13 protein-coding genes and 1 tRNA gene are annotated in these 15,527 nt (G+C 71.6%); 12 read left to right on the top strand and 2 right to left on the bottom strand.

Features of this window, described 5'->3' with window-relative positions; all coding sequences use genetic code 11:
* Positions 1 to 25 precede the first annotated feature (25 nt).
* The 4 genes from dinB (at position 26) to ITJ60_RS09775 (ending at position 4,836) form a co-directional block, all read left to right on the top strand.
* Positions 26 to 1,270, top strand: coding sequence for a DNA polymerase IV (dinB, locus tag ITJ60_RS09790; protein WP_123671752.1), 1,245 nt, complete (start codon positions 26 to 28; stop codon positions 1,268 to 1,270).
* Between the two features lie 131 nt (positions 1,271 to 1,401).
* Complete coding sequence (locus ITJ60_RS09785; protein WP_416371908.1) at positions 1,402 to 3,225, top strand: DEAD/DEAH box helicase; 1,824 nt, start codon at positions 1,402 to 1,404, stop codon at positions 3,223 to 3,225.
* A gap of 25 nt (positions 3,226 to 3,250) precedes the next feature.
* Positions 3,251 to 3,448 (top strand): hypothetical protein, encoded by a 198-nt coding sequence (locus ITJ60_RS09780; RefSeq protein WP_123294394.1) that lies wholly within the window; start codon positions 3,251 to 3,253, stop codon positions 3,446 to 3,448.
* Positions 3,449 to 3,507: 59 nt separating this feature from the next.
* Entirely contained in the window at positions 3,508 to 4,836 is a 1,329-nt protein-coding gene (locus ITJ60_RS09775) for an NAD(P)/FAD-dependent oxidoreductase (protein ID WP_111083993.1), read from the top strand.
* Positions 4,837 to 5,161: 325 nt separating this feature from the next.
* Here the strand turns inward: ITJ60_RS09775 and ITJ60_RS09770 are convergent.
* Positions 5,162 to 5,247 (bottom strand) — tRNA-Leu (locus tag ITJ60_RS09770).
* Positions 5,248 to 5,429: 182 nt separating this feature from the next.
* Between ITJ60_RS09770 and ITJ60_RS09765 the strand changes: the two genes are divergently transcribed.
* From ITJ60_RS09765 to mshC, 3 genes are read left to right on the top strand one after another with little or no spacing between them, the layout of a single operon-like run.
* Positions 5,430 to 6,746, top strand: coding sequence for a M20/M25/M40 family metallo-hydrolase (locus ITJ60_RS09765; RefSeq protein WP_194647790.1), 1,317 nt, complete (start codon positions 5,430 to 5,432; stop codon positions 6,744 to 6,746).
* Between the two features lie 60 nt (positions 6,747 to 6,806).
* Positions 6,807 to 7,637: an undecaprenyl-diphosphate phosphatase gene (locus tag ITJ60_RS09760; RefSeq protein ID WP_111083996.1), complete on the top strand. Its 831-nt coding sequence runs from the start codon at positions 6,807 to 6,809 to the stop codon at positions 7,635 to 7,637.
* Positions 7,634 to 8,878, top strand: a complete 1,245-nt coding sequence (mshC, locus tag ITJ60_RS09755) for a cysteine--1-D-myo-inosityl 2-amino-2-deoxy-alpha-D-glucopyranoside ligase (protein ID WP_194647789.1) — start codon at positions 7,634 to 7,636, stop codon at positions 8,876 to 8,878. The genes ITJ60_RS09760 and mshC overlap by 4 nt, the downstream gene beginning before the upstream one ends.
* 543 nt (positions 8,879 to 9,421) lie before the next feature.
* On the opposite strand, the gene ITJ60_RS09750 is transcribed toward mshC, so the two are convergent.
* Positions 9,422 to 10,357 carry a proteasome assembly chaperone family protein gene (locus ITJ60_RS09750; protein WP_123312593.1) on the bottom strand — a complete coding sequence of 312 codons (936 nt, stop codon included), beginning with the start codon at positions 10,355 to 10,357 and terminating at the stop codon, positions 9,422 to 9,424.
* A 192-nt stretch (positions 10,358 to 10,549) separates the two neighbouring features.
* On the opposite strand from ITJ60_RS09750, the gene ITJ60_RS09745 reads away from it, so the two are divergent.
* The 5 genes from ITJ60_RS09745 (at position 10,550) to ITJ60_RS09725 (ending at position 15,448) form a co-directional block, all read left to right on the top strand.
* Complete coding sequence (locus ITJ60_RS09745) at positions 10,550 to 11,308, top strand: HAD family phosphatase (RefSeq protein WP_323749143.1); 759 nt, start codon at positions 10,550 to 10,552, stop codon at positions 11,306 to 11,308.
* Positions 11,305 to 12,411: a tRNA (adenine-N1)-methyltransferase gene (locus ITJ60_RS09740; RefSeq protein WP_228510007.1), complete on the top strand. Its 1,107-nt coding sequence runs from the start codon at positions 11,305 to 11,307 to the stop codon at positions 12,409 to 12,411. The genes ITJ60_RS09745 and ITJ60_RS09740 overlap by 4 nt, the downstream gene beginning before the upstream one ends.
* A gap of 43 nt (positions 12,412 to 12,454) precedes the next feature.
* The gene (locus ITJ60_RS09735; protein ID WP_194647788.1) at positions 12,455 to 13,381 is read left to right on the top strand and encodes a hypothetical protein; all 927 of its coding nucleotides are present in this window, start codon (positions 12,455 to 12,457) and stop codon (positions 13,379 to 13,381) included.
* Positions 13,382 to 13,452: 71 nt separating this feature from the next.
* The gene (locus ITJ60_RS09730; protein ID WP_194647787.1) at positions 13,453 to 14,484 is read left to right on the top strand and encodes a helix-turn-helix transcriptional regulator; all 1,032 of its coding nucleotides are present in this window, start codon (positions 13,453 to 13,455) and stop codon (positions 14,482 to 14,484) included.
* Complete coding sequence (locus ITJ60_RS09725; protein ID WP_111084002.1) at positions 14,477 to 15,448, top strand: helix-turn-helix transcriptional regulator; 972 nt, start codon at positions 14,477 to 14,479, stop codon at positions 15,446 to 15,448. Before ITJ60_RS09730 ends, ITJ60_RS09725 begins: the two co-directional genes overlap by 8 nt.
* The last annotated feature ends 79 nt before the right edge of the window (positions 15,449 to 15,527 follow it).

Genomic DNA, 15,527 nt, shown 5'->3' with positions numbered 1-15,527 from the left:
CGGTGGTCCCTGGCATCATCTCGGTGTGAGCAAGCAGGACGGAAGCAACCGGCTCGTCTCCGACGCACCGGTGGACGACGTCTCGGCGACCGTGCTGCACGTCGACATGGACGCCTTCTTCGCGTCCGTCGAACTGCTCGACCGACCCGACCTGGTGGGTCTGCCGGTCATCGTCGGCCACGACTCCGACCGCTCCGTGGTCACCGCTGCCACCTACGAAGCCCGTCGGTACGGCGTGAACTCCGCCATGCCGATGGCCATCGCGAAGCGCCGCTGCCCGAACGCGATCATCGTCGAGCCGCACTTCGAGAAGTACCGCGACCAGTCCGCCGCGGTGATGGCGATCTTCGACCGGTTCACGCCGCGGGTCGAACGGCTCGGCATCGACGAAGCGTTCCTCGACGTCGCCGGCGCGCTCCGGCTGTACGGCACGCCGTGGGAGATCGGGCGGGCCATCCGGCGCACGGTCCACGCCGAGACGGGCCTGCACTGCTCGGTCGGCGCCGCGTCGACCAAGTTCGTGGCGAAGCTCGCGTCGAGCCGGTCCAAGCCGGACGGGCTGCTCGTCGTGCCCGCGGCCGACACCATCGCGTTCCTGCACCCGCAGCCGGTCTCGGCGCTGTGGGGCGTGGGTGGCAAGACGCAGGAGACCCTCGAGCGCCGCGGCATCCGCACCGTCGGCGACCTGGCGAACACGCCCCTCGGGTCACTCGTGTCCGCGCTCGGGCCGGCCGGTGGCCAGCGCCTGCACGACCTGTCCTGGGGGCGCGACCCACGCGTCGTCGACACCGGGGTGGGCGAGAAGTCCATCGGGCACGAGGTCACGTTCGGCCACGACCTTACCGAGCGGGACGACGTCGCGCGCGAGCTCCTGCGCCTCGCCGACAAGGTCGCCGTCCGCCTGCGCCACGCCGACGTGCAGGCCCGCACCGTGGCGCTCAAGGTCCGCTACACCGACTTCACCACGTTGACCCGGTCGCGCACCCTCGCCGAGCCCACCGACGTCGCCAAGCGGCTGCACCGCGAAGCCGTCGAGCTGTACGACGTGCTGCACCGACCGGGCAACCGGATCCGCCTCATCGGGGTCCGCGGCGAGAACCTCGTGCCGGCCGCCGCGAGCAACGCGCTGTGGGACGACGACGCGCCGTGGCGCGAGACCGAGACCACGGTCGACGCGGTCGCCGCGCGCTTCGGCGCAGGCGTGCTGCGACCGGCGTCCCTGGTCCGCCGCACCCCCGACGGCCACGTCCCGCACGCCAGGCAGGACTGACGGTGGCGGTAGAATCAGGTCCAGTGAGCGCAGCGGAGTACGAACAGCAGCAGCCCGCCACGCTGTGGGCCGAGTCGGGGGACGACCACACGTCGTCGACGGATCCTTCGTCCTCCGCGCATGCCGACGCCGTGGCACGGGACGAAGCCGACGCGGCCGCCCTGGCCGAAGCAGCCGGCAACTCGGCCGTCCAGCACCTGTCGCCGGCGTTCCCGGACCGGGCCGCGTGGGGGACCGCCTCCAAGCTCCGCGCCTGGCAGGTCGAAGCCCTCACCAAGTACTTCGAGTCCGAGCCGCGTGACTTCCTCACGGCCGCGACGCCCGGCGCCGGCAAGACGACGTTCGCGCTCCGCCTGGCCACCGAGCTGCTGGCGCGCGGCACCGTCGACCGCATCGTGGTCGTCGCCCCCACCGAGCACCTGAAGCGGCAGTGGGCGGACTCGGCCGACCGCGTGGGCATCCGCATCGACCCGATGTTCAAGAACGGCGACGGCATGTTCGGCCGGCACTACCAGGGCGTCGCGATCACGTACGCCCAGGTCGGCATGAACCCCGAGGTGCACAAGAAGATCACCGAGGGCGGGCGCACCCTCGTCGTCCTCGACGAGGTCCACCACGGCGGCGACGCGCTCACGTGGGGCGACGGCATCCGGGAAGCCTTCTCCGGTGCCGCCCGACGGCTCTCGCTGTCCGGCACGCCGTTCCGGTCCGACACCGCGCCGATCCCGTTCGTCCAGTACGCCCCCGACGAGCAGGGCATCCGCACCTCGATCTCCGACTACAACTACGGCTACGGCCGCGCGCTCAAGGACGGCGTCGTCCGACCGGTGCTGTTCATGGCCTACGCCGGCCAGATGCGCTGGAAGACCCGGATGGGCGACGAGATGTCGGCCTCCCTCGGCGAACAGGTCACGAAGGACATCACCGCACAGGCCTGGCGCACGGCGCTGTCGCCCGAGGGTGAGTGGATGCCGGCCGTGCTTTCCGCCGCCGACAAGCGCCTGACCGAGGTGCGTCGTGGTGTGCCCGACGCCGGTGGTCTGGTCATCGCGACGGACACCACCACGGCCCGCGCCTACGCTCGCATCCTGCAGCAGATCACGGGGGAGCGGCCGACGGTCGTCCTGTCCGACGAGGCCGCCGGGTCCAGCCGCATCAGCGCGTTCGCCGATGACACCTCGCGGTGGATGGTCGCCGTGCGCATGGTGTCCGAAGGCGTCGACGTCCCGCGGCTCTGCGTCGGCGTGTACGCCACGAGCGCGAGCACGCCGCTGTTCTTCGCCCAGGTGATCGGCCGCTTCGTGCGTGCCCGACGCCGCGGTGAGACGGCGAGCGTCTTCCTGCCGAGCGTGCCCGGACTGATGGCACTGGCGGCGACGCTCGAGCTCGAACGCGACCACGCCCTCGACCGTCCGAAGGACGCCGACGACGGCATGTACAACCCCGAAGACGCGATGGTGGCCGAGGCCAACAAGGATGACCGCGCGTCCGAGAGCCTGCTCGAGGTCCAGCCGTTCGAGGCGCTCGACTCGCAGGCGTCGTTCGACCGCGTCCTCTACGACGGCGGCGAGTTCGGCACCGGCGGCGAGGTCGGGTCGCTCGAGGAACTCGACTTCATCGGCATCCCGGGGCTCCTCGAACCCGACCAGGTGCGCGACCTGCTCCGGGCGCGTCAGGCGACCCAGGCGAAGCGCTCCAAGGGCCGGGCGGTCAAGGACGGCCAACCGAAGGCTGCCGAGCCCGAGAACCGCCCGATGTACATGACCATCAAGGAGCAGCGGACCGAGCTCGCGCGACTCGTGTCGATCTGGTCGCGGCACTCGAACGAGCCGCACGGCTCCATCCACGCCGAGCTCCGGCGCATCAGCGGTGGGCCGGCCGTGGCACAGGCGAGCATCGAGCAGATCCAGAAGCGCATCGACGTCCTGCGCTCCCGCATCGGCGGGCGCCGGTGACGGGTCCGGTCCGGGCGGTCCGCCCGTGATCGAGTCCGTCGACGACCGCACCTGGTACGTCAAGCGCGACGCGGAGTCCTCCCCAGAGGCGATCATCGACCGGTTCGGTGGTGGCTACCGGTTGCGACGGTTCTCGTTGACCGAGTCCCGACGCACCGCGCACGGGGTCTACATGGGCCTCGACCTCGCCGAGACGGCCTGGTGGCGACTCCGAGAGCGCTGATTCGCTCAGGAAGTGCGGCGTTCATGACGTTGACGGCCCGTATCCGGTAGACCGGAGGAATGGCAGACTCGATCCCTCACGTCCTCGTCCTCGGCGGCGGCTCCGCTGGCTACAGCACCGTCAAGCAGCTGCAGAAGCACGCCGCGACCGTGCCCATGCGCATCACGCTCGTGGACCAGAACACCTACTACACGTACCTGCCGTTCCTGCCCGAGGTCGCCGGCGGCCACATCGCCCCGAAAGACGTGACCGTCGAGCTGCGCCGTGCGCTCCGCAAGACCCGCGTCATCCAGGGCAAGGTCACCGGCATCTCGTCGAAGGACAAGACCGTCTCGATCGCGACCGCCGGTGGCGACGACCGCACGCTCGGCTACGACCAGCTCGTCGTCGCGCTCGGCTCGGTCACCCGCACCTTCCCGACTCCCGGACTCGAGGAGTACGGCGTCGGCTTCAAGAGCGTGGAAGAGGCGGCCTACGTGCGCGCCAAGCTCCTCGACAACATCGCCAAGGCCGCTGCCACCCGTGACGAGGACGAGCGTCGTCGTCTGCTGACCAGCGTCTTCGTCGGCGGTGGCTACACCGGCGTCGAGGCGATCGGCGAGCTCTTCGACGTCTCGCAGGCCGCCATCAAGACCTACCCGTCGCTCGCGGGGGAGCAGCCCCGCTGGATCCTCATCGACGCGCTCGACCGCGTCGCGCCCGAGGTCGGCCCGGAGCTGTCCAAGTGGACGCTCGAGTCGCTCCGCGCCCGCGGCATCGACGTGCGCCTGAAGACCACCATGCCGAGCGCCGAGGGCGGCATCGTCAAGCTCTCCGACGGCGACGAGATCCCGACCGGGCTGCTCGTCTGGACCGCCGGCGTCAAGCCGAACCCGCTGCTCGACGCCTCCGACCTGCCCCGCGGACCGAAGGGGCACCTCGCCGCCAACGCGAAGCTCCAGGTCGAGGCCGAGGACACGCACGAGGTCGTCCCCGGTGTCTGGGGTCTCGGCGACGTCGCACAGGTGCCCGACCTGACCGCCGACAAGCAGCCGGCGTTCTACCCGCCGAACGCGCAGAACGCCGTCCGCCAGGCCGTCGTCGCGGCGGACAACGTCGTCGCGACGATCACCGGCAAGCCCCTCGAGGAGTACCGCCACCCCTCGATCGGCACGGTCGCCTCGTACGGTGTCGCCAAGGGTGCCGCGAACATCAAGGGCATCAAGATGACGAACCTGCTGGCCTGGCTCGCCCACCGCGCGTACCACGTGTACGCGATGCCGACGCTGAACCGCAAGGCGCGCATCGTCATCGGCTGGGTCACCGGTGCCGTCTCGGGCCGCGATGCGACCTCGCTCATCAAGGAGACGGACCCGCGGCGCAACTTCGTCGAGGCGTCGAAGAGCTAGACGCAACCACCTGGCGGACAGGAGGCGCGGTGCCAGCTGGCACCGCGCCTCCTGTCCGTCCGTGCGTGCGCCGCAACCCGCGCCCCGACCCGGCCCGACCCGCAACGACGCCATCGATGTCGTACGACGTCGATGATGTCGTCGGCACGCGCCGGCAACCGGTGGCCGTGAGCGCAGCGAACTGGCTGTGCCCCCACCCCTGGCCGTGAGCGCAGCGAACTGGCCGAGGCGGTGACGCCCTGAGCGCAGCGATGGCGGCACTCGCCGGGAGATGCAACAGAAAATGCCCCCGGACCGAAAGGTCAGGGGGCACTGCATGTTTCTGTGTCCGAAGGGGGACTTGAACCCCCACGCCCTAATACGGGCACTAGCACCTCAAGCTAGCGCGTCTACCAATTCCGCCATCCGGACTGGATGTGTGGCGATTTCCCCGGGTTTCCCCGGCGTCCCTGCCGAGAGAAAACACTAGCACGGGTCTGAACGCCCGATGAACACGGCCGCGCATCCCGGGCGCGTCCAGCCGGCGGCGTCGCGAGGCGTCCCGCGGCGTCACCGGGCCGGGGCGCGTCGGTGCGGACCGATACCGTGGTCGCATGACGAACCCGGAGCCGACCGCGACCGAGCTCGAGGCCACCGCGGCGATCGCGCGCGACCTCATCCGCATCGACACCACGAACTGGGGCGAGGGGAAGTCGCGCGGCGAGACCGAGGCGGCGCACTACGTCGAGGACAAGTTGCGCGGGCTGGGGCTCGAGCCGCAGTTGTTCGAGTCCGAGCCGGATCGCGTCAGTGTCGTCGCGCGGGTGCCCGGTCGCGATCGTGACAAGCCGGCCCTCGTGGTGCACGGGCACCTCGACGTCGTGCCGGCCGACCCGGCGAACTGGTCGGTCGACCCCTTCGGCGGCGTCGTCAAGGACGGCTCGCTGTGGGGGCGGGGTGCCGTCGACATGAAGAACATGGACGCGATGATGCTCACGTCGCTGTCGGACGTCATCGCGGCGCAGGGGGCTCCCGAGCGGGATCTCGTGATCGCGTACTTCGCCGACGAGGAAGCCGGGGGAGTGCTCGGCTCGCACCACGTCGTCGAGCACCACCCCGAGGTCTTCGCCGGGGCCAGTGCCGCCATCAGCGAGGTGGGCGGGTACTCGATCACCCTCGGCGACCGGCGCGCCTACCTGCTGCAGACGGGCGAGAAGGCGCTGATGTGGATCAAGCTCATCGCCCGCGGCACTGCTGCGCACGGTTCGCACGTCATCCGCGACAACGCCGTGACGAAGCTGGCCGCGGCGGTCGCCCGGATCGGCAGCGAGGAGTGGCCGGTACGCCTGTCGGCGACGACGGACGCGATGGTCGCCGAGGTCGCTCGGTTCCTCGGCGTCGACCCGACCGTGACGGGCCCGGACGAGGTCGCGCTCGCGACCGGGTCGGCCTCGCGGTTCATCCACGCCGCACTGCACACCACGACGAACCCGACGGTCCTGACCGCGGGCTACAAGCACAACGTGATCCCGGACACGGCTGAGGCGCTCGTCGACATCCGCTGCCTGCCCGGTGACGAGGAGTCGGTGCTGGCCCGGGTGCGGGAGCTCGCCGGTGACGAGGTCGAGGTCGTGATGTCCTTCCGCGACATCGGTCTCGAGCAGGACTTCGGCGGACCGCTCGTCGACGCCGTCCGCGACGTCCTCGGCCGCCACGACCCGGGAGCCCCGGTGCTGCCGTACCTGCTGTCCGGCGGCACGGACAACAAGGCGCTGTCGACGCTCGGGATCGCCGGGTACGGCTTCGTGCCGCTGCAGCTGCCCGCCGGCGTGGACTTCCCTGCGATGTTCCACGGTGTCGACGAGCGGGTGCCGCTCAACTCGCTGGCCTTCGGTCGGCGTGTTCTCGGGGACCTCCTCGCCACGTACTGATATTGTTCATGGTCGCCTGCGTGGCGGTGTCCTGACCGACCTCCCCCGAAAGGCCCGTGCGTGCACATCCTCGAGGCGATCTTCCTCGGCTTCGTCCAGGGGCTCACCGAGTTCCTGCCGGTGTCCTCCAGCGCGCACCTGCGCATCGTCGGGCTGTTCCTGCCCGACGCGAAGGACCCGGGCGCGGCCTTCACCGCGGTGACGCAGCTCGGCACCGAGACCGCGGTGCTCATCTACTTCTGGAAGGACATCACCCGGATCATCGGGCGGTGGTTCCGTTCCGTGTTCCGGCGCGACGTCCCGAAGGGCGACCCCGACGTGCGTCTCGGGTGGCTCGTGATCCTCGGCACCATCCCGATCGGCATCGCCGGGCTCCTGCTGAAGGACTCCATCGAGACCACGTTCCGCTCGCTCTGGATCGTCGCGATCGTGCTCATCGTCTTCGGCATCGTGCTCGGTGTGCTCGACGTCGTCGGCCGCAAGGAGCGTCGGATCGAGCACATGACCTTCGGTGGCGGCATCCTGATCGGGCTCGCGCAGGTGCTCGCACTCGTCCCCGGGGTCTCCCGCTCGGGCGCGACCGTGTCGATGGGGCTCGCGCTCGGGTACACACGACCGGCCGCGGCACGGTTCGCGTTCCTGCTGGCCGTCCCCGCGGTGTTCCTGTCCGGTCTGTACGAGGCCGCGACGAGCCTCGGTGACCACGGAGCGCCGTTCGGACTCGCCGACACGCTCATCGCGACGGTGGTGGCCTTCGTCGTCGGGTTCGTGGTGATCGCGGCGTTCATGAACTACATCAGCAAGCGCAGCTTCATGCCGTTCGTCGTGTACCGCATCGCACTCGGTATCGTTCTCATCGTGTTGTTGTCGCTCGGAGTGATCCAGCCGTGAGGGCCTGGCAGGCCCCATCCGTCCCCGACGTCCCCGGCGCAGCGCCGCGGCCCGTCGTGCACGACACCGCCACCGGCAAGCCGGTCGACCCGACGCAGGGCGACGAGCGCGCTGCCCTGTACGTCTGCGGGATCACCCCGTACGACGCCACCCACCTCGGGCACGCGGCGACCTACCTGGCGTTCGACACGCTCGGCCGCGCGTGGCGCGACGCCGGCCTCGACGTCGAGTACGCGCAGAACGTCACCGACGTCGACGACCCGCTGCTCGAGCGCGCCACCCGCGACGGCATCGACTGGCGCGAGCTCGCCGCGTCGCAGATCGACCTGTTCCGTCGCGACATGGAGTCGCTCCGGATCCTGCCGCCCGACGACTTCGTGGCCGTCACCGACGAGGTCGACCGCGTCGCCGAGGCCGTCGCGTTCCTGCAGGAGACCGGCTCCGCCTACGAGGTCCCCACCCCGGACGCCGAGGGCGACGACCTGTACTTCGACGTGAACCACCCCACCGACGCGTGGTCGCTCGGCGACGAGAGCGGCCTGGACCGCGAGACCATGCTCACGCTCGCTGCCGAGCGCGGCGGCGACCCGGAGCGCCCCGGCAAGCGCGACCCGCTCGACCCGCTGCTCTGGCGTGCGGCCCGTGACGGTGAGCCGAGCTGGGACTCCGAGATCGGCCCCGGCCGGCCCGGCTGGCACATCGAGTGCAGTGTCATCGCCGGCGACCGTCTCGGCCTGCCGATCAGCGTGCAGGGCGGCGGCAGCGACCTCGTCTTCCCGCACCACGAGATGAGCGCAGGACACGCAGCGGCCCTGGCGCACCAGCCCCTGGCGCACGCGTTCGTACACACCGGGATGATCGCCTACCAGGGCACGAAGATCTCGAAGTCGCTCGGCAACCTCGTCACCGTGCGGGGGCTGCTCGACGACGGTGCGGACCCCCGCGCGATCCGGCTCGCGCTGCTGTCGCACAAGTACTCCGACGACTGGGAGTGGTTCGACGCCGAGCTCACGAGCGCCACGACGCGCCTGGCGACCTGGGACGCCTGGGCATCGGGCGCGTCCGCCGGGCACGCCGACGACGCGGCCGACGTGGCGTCCCGGATCCGGGCGCGGGTCTCCGACGACCTCGACACGCCGGGTGCGGTCGCCGCGGTCGACACTGCGATCGCCGGGGGCACGGCGTGCACGCCGGAGCTCGCCGACCTGATCGACGCACTGCTCGGCATCCGTCTGGCCTGAGCTCCGGCCGGTCGGGCTGGGATTGCCGGGGCTCGGGCTGGGGCTGGGGCCGACACGCCCGACCGGGTTCGCCGAGGTTCCACAACACGCCGCGTGCGTGCCGCCGAGGTTCCACAGGCGGCACCCTGCGGCCCCGAGGTTCCGAGATCTCGGAACCTCGGTGGGACCGGGCGGGCGCGTCGGCCCCGGTCGGCTGAGGTCCCACAACACGCCGCGTGCGTGCCGCCTGGGTTCCAGGGACTGCCGCGTGCGTCCCCGAGGTGCCGAGATCTCGGAACCTCGGTGGGACCGGCCGGGCGCGTTCGGCGCGTTGGGCGCGACCCGGCGACGGACGGGAAGCCCGTGGCGGGCTGGCACCGTGCCTCCCGTCCGGCGACCGGTCGCGAATACACCGCATGGCCGGCCGTGAGCAGACAGCGGCGACACGCCGCGCGCGTACCGGCGAGGTTCCACGGATCGCGGGGTGAGGGCGCGAGATGCCGAGATTTCGGAACCTCGGCGAACAGGACCGCGCGCGCCGAACCGCGCGGCGCCGCGCCCGCGCTACTGCTGGGGCGGCTGCGGGGGCCGCCAGGGGCCCTCGCCACCAGCAGTACCGCCGTCCTTGCCGTCCTTGTGCTCGCGGCGCCGCAGGTACTGCTCGAACTCCTGCGCGATCGCGTCACCGGACGCTTCGGGGGAGTCGACGGTGTCGCGGGCCTGCTCGAGCTGCCCGATGTACGAGGCCATGTCCTCGTCGTCGGCGGCGAGGGCGTCGATGCCGTCCTCCCACTCGGTGGCGTCGTCGAGCAGGGTGCCGCGCGGCACGGTGACGTCGGTGAGCTCCTCGATCTTGTCGAGCAACGAGAGGGTGGCCTTGGGCGACGGCGAGTTGTGCACGTAGTGCGGGACCGAGGCCCAGAGCGACAGCGTGGTCAGCCCGGCCTTGTCCATCGCGTCGGCCAGGACGCCGAGGATGCCGGTCGGACCCTCGTACGAGGACTTGTCGACGTCGAACGCGGTGCGGACGCCGGCGTTCTCGCTCGACACGAAGACGGAGATCGGCCGGGTGTGCGGGACGTCGGCCAGCATCGCGCCGACGAAGACGACGGCGTCGATCGAGTACACGTCGGCGAGGTCGATGATCTCGGCGCAGAAGCCGCGCCAGGTGCGCGAGGGCTCCGGACCGACGAGGACGAACACGTCGCGGTCGGTCGGGGAGCCGGTGGCGCCGATGACCGGACGGCCCTCGGCCCCGGGGCCGTGCAGCACGATGCGGGGCCACTGCACCCCGCGGGCACCGGTCTCGTCGGACCCCATGGTCGGACGGTTGAACTGGTAGTCGACGTACCGCTCCCCGTCGAGCTCGCGCAGCTCGTCGAGCCCGAGGGACTCGACGATGCGGCGGGCGAGTCCGCTCGCGGCTTCGCCGGCGTCGTTCCAGCCCTCGAAGGCGACGACGAGCAACCGGCCGTCGCTGAAGGGGGAGTGCTGTGGCACGGAGCGGACCTCCTGGTGGTGGAGCGGAGCGGGGCGGGCACGACGAGGCGCCCGGCCGGACACGATGCAGGCATCCACTGTAGGCCCCGGCGACGCCCGCGGGCATGCGCGTCCGCGCCCAGCGGAACGGCCCGGCCACCCGTGCGCGGCCCGCGCCCGCCGCGGCGCACGGCCCCGGTAGACTCGTCGCCCGTGACCGCGCATCCTCCTGCCCTCGTCCCGCCCGCAGCCGTGCTGTGGGACATGGACGGCACGATCATCGACACCGAGCCGATCTGGCAGCGCTCCCAGGTCGACCTGACGAACCGCTACGGCGCCGAGTGGACCCACGAGGACGGCCTGTCCCTGGTCGGTTCCGGCCTCGAGCGCTCCGGCGAGCTCCTCCGCGCCAAGGGCGTCGACATGGAGGTCGAGGAGATCATCCAGTGGATGACCGACTACGTGATGGAGCACCTGCGCGCGGGTGAGCTGCCGTGGCGCCCGGGTGCCCGCGAGCTCGTCGAGGAACTCCACGCCCGCGGCATCCCCACCGCGCTGGTGACGATGTCCCGCCGCAAGATGGCACTCGTCGCCGCCGAGGCACTGGGCGAGCGCGGGTTCCGCGTCGTCGTGGCCGGTGACGACGTCGACCGTCCGAAGCCGTTCCCGGACTCCTACCTCGCCGCCGCCGCCCAGCTCGGTGTCGAGCCGACCGCGTGCGTCGCGATCGAGGACTCCGCCACCGGCGTCGCCTCGGCCGTCGCCTCCGGCGCCGTCACGGTCGCCGTGGAGCACATCGTCCCGCTGTCCGAGATCGCCGGCGGTGACGTGCACCTGACCACCCTGTCGGGAGTCGACGTCGACCGCCTGGTCGAGTTGACGGGGCCGGCGCTGGCCGCGCGCGCTGCCGTGACGGGAGGCCCGGCTCCTGTCCCGGCGCACGCTTCGGACACCGAGGGAGTCACCCGATGAGCCACACCGACGACCCGACAGCGGCCCTGCCGCACACCGCCGGTGGCGCACCCCACACGCCGCCGCGTGGCCCGTTCCGGGCCGGCGACCGCGTGCAGCTCACCGGCCCGAAGGGCAAGCTCACGACGCTGTCCCTCGAGACCGCCGGCGAGTACCACACGCACCGCGGGGTCCTCCGGCACGACGACGTCATCGGTCAGCCCGACGGCTCGGTGATCCGTGCCAGCACGGGCGACGAGTACCTCGCGCTCCGTCCGCTGCTCAACGACTACGTGATGTCGATGCCGCGTGGTGCCGCCATCGTCTACCCGAAGGACGCCGCCCAGATCGTGGCGTTCGCGGACGTCTTCCCGGGCGCCCGGGTGGTCGAGGCGGGCGTCGGCTCCGGTGCCCTCTCCCTGTTCCTGCTGCGGGCGATCGGTCCGACGGGGCAGCTGCAGTCGTTCGAGCGTCGCGAGGAGTTCGCGGCGATCGCACAGGGCAACGTCGGCACGTTCCTCGGCGCCGTCCCGGACAACTGGTCCGTGACCGTCGGCGACCTGGTCGAGGAGCTGCCCGGCGCCGTCGACGAGCAGAGTGTCGACCGCGTGGTGCTCGACATGCTCGCGCCGTGGGAGTGCGTCGACGCCGCAGCCGACGCCCTCGTGCCCGGCGGACTCATCGTCTGCTACGTCGCGACCGTCACCCAGCTGTCCCGCACGGCCGAGGCCCTGCGCGACACCGGCCGCTTCACCGACCCGATGCCGAGCGAGACCCTGGTGCGCACCTGGCACGTCGAGGGGCTCGCCGTCCGACCGGACCACCGCATGGTCGGGCACACCGGGTTCCTCATCACGGCCCGTCGTCTGGCCGACGGCACCGTCCTGCCGAACCTGAAGCGCCGCGCGGGCAAGGTCGAGTTCTCCGACGAGGACATCGAGGCCTGGACCCCCGGCGCCGTGGGCGAGCGCGCGACGAGCGACAAGAAGCTCCGCAAGGTCGCACGGCAGTCGGCGGCGCAGGCCCGCAAGGTCGCTGCTGCCGAGGCCGGGCCCGCAGCCGCCGCTGTCGAGGGGACCGAACCCGTCAGCGACGCGTCCGAGCCGACCGGCGGCGAACGGTAGGCTGACGGTCGTGCCCGTCCTGCATCGAACGGAAAGAGGGTCCGTGCGCACCATCCCCGCACTCCTGGTCACCATCGGTCTCGTGGCGTCGCTCACGGCGTGCGCCTCGAACGGCGCCGGTACCACCCCCTCGAGCTGCGCCGCACCCGGTGCGGCGTCCGAAGCGGTGACCGCCACCGGCGCGTTCGGCAAGGAGCCGAAGGTGTCGATCCCGAGCGGACTCACCACGAAGGGCACGCAGGTCTCCGTCCTCAAGCAGGGCGACGGCCGCACGATCGACGACGGCACCCCCGTCCTGATCGAGTACACGCTCGTCGACGGCGCCACCGGCGAGGTCGCGCAGACCAGCGGGTACTCCGGGCAGACGGCCCCGATCACCGCCGGGGCGAGCAACTACGGCGCCCTCGGCGAGTCGCTCGAGTGCGCGCAGGTCGGCGACCGCCTGGCCGTCGCGCTGCCGAAGAGCGCCCTCAGCAGCTCGGACACCAGCGCGACCACCGACAGCGGCTCGTCGGCGAAGACCGAGGACGCCGTCATCGCCGTCATCGACGTCAAGCGGGCCTTCGACGCCCGCGCGACCGGCACCCCGCAGCTCGCCGGCGACAAGATGCCCGCCGTCGTGCTCGCGCCGTCCGGCGCCCCCGGCATCACGATCCCGTCGTGGAACGCGCCGAAGTCGAACGAGACGCACCTGCTCCGCAAGGGGTCCGGTCGGGTGCTCATCGCGAAGGACACCGCGGTCATCAAGTACACCGCCGTGACGTGGGGTGCTGATCCGTCCGTGGCCGGCTCCAGCTGGACCGACGGCTCGGGTGCGCAGACCGTGCCGCTCACGAAGGGCCAGGTCGACGAGGGCGTGCGCAACGCCATCGTCGGGCACCACGTCGGCGACCAGGTCCTGGCCGTCGTGAACCAGCAGGGCACCGCCTACGCCTACGTCATCGACGTGCTCGGAGCGATGTCGAGCTGACGCTCCCACACCGTCCACCGACCGCGGCGCGGGTGCACTCCGGTGCACCCGCGCTGCCGTAGGATCGCCTCGTGCCAGCGACCCGTGTGCCCCGTGTGCCCGCAGAGGAGCGGCTGTTCAGCCTCGTGCTCGCGCTGCTCTCGACGGAGTCCGGGCTGACCAAGGCGGAGATCCTGACCAATGTGCAGGGCTACCGCCAGCGGTTCACGCCGGGCGGGGACAACGCCTCGCTCGAGCGGCAGTTCGAGCGCGACAAGGACGACGTCCGCGAGCTCGGCATCCCGCTCGAGACCATCGAGACACCGGGTGCCGCCGGCAACAACCAGACGCTGCGGTACCGGATCCCGAAGGGCGAGTACGACCTGCCCGTCGACGTCCGGTTCACCCCGGACGAGTCGGCCCTGCTGTCGCTGGCCGCCATGGCGTGGCGCGAAGGCGCGCTGTCCGCTGACTCGCGTCGCGGGCTGCTGAAGGTCCGGTCCGCGGGTTCCGAGGACGACGACGGCGCACTCCAGCTCGGCGTCGACGCGTACGCCCCGCGACTCCGGGCACGCGACGCGGCGTTCGAGCCGCTCCGGTCCGCCCTCGACCGCGGTGCCGCCGTCCGGTTCGACTACATCACCCCGGGCCAGCACGAGGCCCGTCGTCGCGAGGTCGCCCCGCTCGCCCTCGTGCAGCACGGCGGGCGCTGGATGCTCGCCGCCCACGAGTTCGCCACGGACTCGGACAAGAACTACCTGCTCTCACGCATCGTCGGACCCGTCACGCAGTACGACGTCGGGCAGCACACCGCCCCGGTGGGCGCGGGGGAGCGCACGCTCGCCGAGCTCGAGCGGATCTGGTCCGCTCGCACGGCGCGCATCGCGGTGACCCCCGGCTCCGACGCCGAGCGGCGGCTCGCCCGCCGTCGTGACACCGAGACCGACGCCGACGGCGCACTCGTGCTGCACCACGTCGACCCACAGATCCTGGCCGAGGACCTCGCGGCCTTCGGACCCGAGGTCCGGGTGCTCGAGCCGGAGGACCTGCGGCTGCGCGTCGTCGAGCGGCTCCGTGCGCTCGTGCGCGACCACAGCGACGGAGAGGAGTCCGCCCGTGGCTGACGCCCAGCCCCTGCAGGCGCAGGACAAGCTCGCCTTCCTGCTGGCCCTGGTGCCGTACCTGATCGACCGCGAGCGTGTCTCGGTGGCCGAGGCCGCGCGCCACTTCGGTGTCCCAGAAGCCCGCATCCGCCGCGCCGTCGAGCTCATCGCGGTGTCGGGGGTCCCCGGCGAGACGATGCAGTACCAGCACGGCGACCTGTTCGACATCGCCTGGGACGACTTCGACCAGAACGAGATGATCGTCCTGACGAACCTCGTCGCCATCGACGACTCGCCCCGACTGTCCGCGCGAGAAGCTTCTGCGCTCATCGCCGGGCTGCAGTACCTCTCCGCGCTGCCCGAGGCCGCTGACCGCGATGCCATCCGAGCACTCATGGCGAAGCTGTCGCGCGGTGCCGGCGGTGCCGCCTCGACGGTGGCCGTCGGGCAGGACCTGCACGACGTCGCCCTGGCAACGATCCGTCGTGCGATGGCCGACGGCCGCGGCCTGTCCTTCGAGTACGCCGGTCCGCGCACCCAGGGCGGCACCCGCCGGGTCGACCCGCTCCGCGTCGAGTCGATCGACACCGACTGGTACCTCCGCGCCTGGGACCTCGACCGGCAGGCGCTCAGGACCTTCCGCCTCGACCGGATGTCCGGTGCACGCGTCGACGACCGTGCGGTGGAGAAGTCGGCGGACCAGGTGGTGATCCCGGACACGCTGTTCCAGCAGTCGGCAGAAGACGTCATCGTCACCGTCGAGCTCGACTCGTCGTCGCTGCCGCTCGTGGCCGACTTCCTCGCCGACACCGCGGACGCCCCTGACGCCGAGGCGCGCGTGCGCATCCGGCTCGCGGCGTCGAACGGCTTCGACGGTGTGGTTCGACTCGTCGCGGGGCTGCCCGGACGTGCCGTGGTGCTCGACCCGCCCGCCGCGCGGGACGCGGTGCGGGACTTCGCTGCCGCTGCCCTCGCCGCCGGCTGACGTCACAGCCCCGCCGCCGACCGCTCCTGCATGTGCGTTCGCACGGAGCGCGCCGAACTGTCGGTTCCCACCCCGTAGG

This window comes from Curtobacterium sp. VKM Ac-2884, from assembly GCF_015350945.1.
GTDB lineage: Bacteria > Actinomycetota > Actinomycetes > Actinomycetales > Microbacteriaceae > Curtobacterium.
Note: the sequence above shows the minus strand (reverse complement) of the source record. Positions and strands in the feature narration are given on the sequence as shown.

Coding starts and splice junctions, on each gene's coding strand:
- ITJ60_RS09740 (WP_228510007.1), top strand. CDS start 11,305: ATGAGCCACACCGACGACCCGACAGCGGCCCTGCCGCACACCGCCGGT.
- ITJ60_RS09775 (WP_111083993.1), top strand. CDS start 3,508: ATGGCAGACTCGATCCCTCACGTCCTCGTCCTCGGCGGCGGCTCCGCT.
- ITJ60_RS09765 (WP_194647790.1), top strand. CDS start 5,430: ATGACGAACCCGGAGCCGACCGCGACCGAGCTCGAGGCCACCGCGGCG.